The following is a 2478-nucleotide window of genomic DNA, read 5'->3' on the forward strand; positions in this document are numbered from 1 at the left end:
AATTTAAACTTGCTATTCCCCGTAGCTCGCTACGGGGTGACCGCTTAGGTTCCCCCTTTAGAAAAGGGGGATAAAGGGGGATTTGAGGATTTAGCTTTTCCTCTGAATACCCCGCAGTCTTGCTGCGGGGATTTTTATTTGAATAAAAACTGTTCTTTCAATATTTTTTGAGATTTAAACCGAACGATGGGAAAAATTTTACTTAAAATTCCATCCGTAAAAACTTACCTTTTGCATCGAATGAATTTTCACCAAAATAACTGGTTCCCCTCAAAAAAATGATTTCCTGACGAAAAATCCTTCATGTTAAATAAGGTCTCCATGAGTCACCACAATTTCCGAGAATGGTTAATCGCCTTTTTTTTAATTTTGGGCACTTTAATGGTTTTTTGGCCGGTTTTAAATTATGAATTTATTAATTACGATGATGATACGTATGTCTCAGAAAATCCTCATATTCAAGATGGATTGACTTGGGAAGGAATCAAATGGGCATTTTCAATGGATTCGGGTTCCGCCTCACAACATGCCGATTTTTGGATTCCCATGACATTCATTTCTCACATGATAACCATTGAGCTTTTCGGCCTGGACCCCGGGGGGCATCACCTGGTCAATTTAATGATTCATATCATGAATACCGCCTTGCTTTTTTGGGCCCTTCGGAATTTGACGGGAGCCCTGTGGAAAAGCGGGTTCGTGGCGGCTCTTTTTGCGATTCATCCGCTCCACATAGAATCCGTTGCTTGGGTGACCGAGCGCAAGGATGTTTTAAGCACACTGTTTTGGATCCTCACCCTTTGGGCTTATCTTTTTTACACAAAACGGCCCGAGGTCTACCGATACCTATTGGTTGCTTTTACCTTTTCCTTAGGTCTAATGGCCAAACCGATGGTCATGACACTCCCCTTTGTATTGCTGTTATTGGATTACTGGCCCCTGCAACGGATACACTGGGGAGACCACCGAACAACTTTGAAACGGGTGTTGGAAAAGAGCCCTTTGATCATCCTAACGGGGATTTGTTTGATGTTAACACTTTTGGTTCAACAGAAATGGGAAACGGTCGGTTCTTTGGAGGCTTTTCCACTTGGAAGCCGTATTGGAAACGCACTGATCTCCTATTCCAGCTATATCGGAAAAATGTTCTGGCCCTTGGACCTGGCGGTCTTATATCCCCATCCAGGAAATCAACTACCCCTCGAACTGATAGTGGGTTCCGCCTTATTGCTGCTGGCGATTACTATCCTAACGGTCTGGTGGTCCTCAAAAGCCCCTTATTTGATTGTGGGATGGCTTTGGTTTTTAGGAACCCTTGTACCTGTCATTGGTTTGATTCAGGTAGGCCAACAGGCCATGGCAGATCGGTACACCTATATACCCCTCATCGGCCTTTTCATCATCATCGCCTGGGGAATTCCGGATTTGATTCCAAAATGGCGCCATCAAAAACTGTTTTTAAGTCTAGGGGCCGGTTTGATCCTTCCATCTTTGATGGTCATCGCCTGGTTTCAAGTCCAACATTGGCGAAATAGCATCTCCCTTTTCAAACATGCCATAGAGACGACGGGAACCAACTATGTTTCCTACCACAATTTAGGGCTAGCCTTCCAGACAGAGGGCAGGTTTGAAGAAGCCATTGGAGAGTATCAAAAAGCAATGGCCATAAAACCGAATGCTGCCCTTCATAATAACATGGGGGTTATTTTTGAAAAACAGGGTCTTTTCAATGAAGCCATCCGAGAATATCAGGAAGCCGTTGCGCTTCGGGCTCATTATGCAAGACCCCATTATAATTTAGCCAATGTTTATTTTAGACAGGAACGCTTAAACGAAGCCATTTTAGAATATCAAAAAGCTATTACCATAACGCCAAATTATCTGGAAGCCCACCTCAGCCTAGGAAAGGCTTATGGAAGGACGGGTCAATTGGAGAAAGCGATCCAAGAATTTAATACTGTACTGAAGCTCAACCCAAAATCATTAGAGGCCCAAGAATTCCTGGATCTTACCTACCGTCTTAAGGAAAAACAGAAAAAAAAAGAATAAAAAAAATAGGGCAGAAAAAATGATCGGCTTTAGCAAAGATTTTAAAACCCAAGGACGTTTACAGGGGTAGGAATTCCCCATGGGAAGCTTGTGATATTGGTCCCGTTCCCCAATTGCCCGGTGGCATTGTTTCCCCAACACCGTCCGGTTCCGTCTTCAAGGAAAGCACAGGAATGCCTTCCTCCTGAAGATAATAATGCCACAGAGTTTAATCCAACCACCGAAACAGGAACCCGACTGCAATTAACCTGCGGTCCCCCGGGAGGACCACACACCTCGGGTCCAAGTAGAGTCCCTACTCCAAGCTCACCACGCTCATTTAAACCCCAGCACTGAACCGTGGTATCTGCAAGCACCACACAGGTGAATTGGCCCGTTACATTGGCGGATATATCAACCGCCGTTAACACACCGGTGACATTAACAGGG

At 44.5% G+C, this 2478-nt stretch carries 2 protein-coding genes; one reads left to right on the forward strand and one right to left on the reverse strand.

Annotation, left to right across the window (positions count from 1 at the left end):
• The first annotated feature begins 321 nt into the window (after positions 1-321).
• Entirely contained in the window at positions 322-2049 is a 1728-nt protein-coding gene (locus VGB26_09655) for a tetratricopeptide repeat protein (GenBank protein ID HEX9758052.1), read from the forward strand.
• Between the two features lie 41 nt (positions 2050-2090).
• Here VGB26_09655 and VGB26_09660 read toward each other — a convergent pair.
• The coding region (locus VGB26_09660; GenBank protein ID HEX9758053.1) for a hypothetical protein at positions 2091-2478 on the reverse strand (388 nt) is incomplete at its 5' end.

The sequence above is a fragment of the Nitrospiria bacterium genome (assembly GCA_036397255.1).
Classification (GTDB): Bacteria; Nitrospirota; Nitrospiria; order DASWJH01; family DASWJH01; genus DASWJH01.